The 254-nt window shown below is 53.9% G+C and carries 2 tRNA genes; both read left to right on the forward strand.

The window, feature by feature from the left end:
• Positions 1 to 17: 17 nt before the first annotated feature.
• Positions 18 to 94 (forward strand) — tRNA-Asp (locus ASE39_RS06680).
• A 63-nt stretch (positions 95 to 157) separates the two neighbouring features.
• Positions 158 to 233 (forward strand) — tRNA-Ala (locus ASE39_RS06685).
• Positions 234 to 254: the final 21 nt, after the last annotated feature.

A 254-nucleotide genomic window follows, 5' to 3' on the forward strand; every position in this document is an offset into this window, starting at 1 on the left:
CGAAAAGCTGCCTGCCAGGAGTGGTAGTTCAGTTGGTTAGAATACCGGCCTGTCACGCCGGGGGTCGCGGGTTCGAGTCCCGTCCACTCCGCCAGTCAAAACCCTTGCAGGTCTTTGATGTGCAAGGGTTTTTCTTTGGTGTAAGCCAGAGAAGTTTGGGGGTATAGCTCAGCTGGGAGAGCGCTTGCATGGCATGCAAGAGGTCATCGGTTCGATCCCGTTTACCTCCACCAAAGTTTGTTATCGGTTAGTTC

Source organism: Acidovorax sp. Root267, assembly GCF_001429215.1.
GTDB lineage: Bacteria > Pseudomonadota > Gammaproteobacteria > Burkholderiales > Burkholderiaceae_C > Acidovorax > Acidovorax radicis.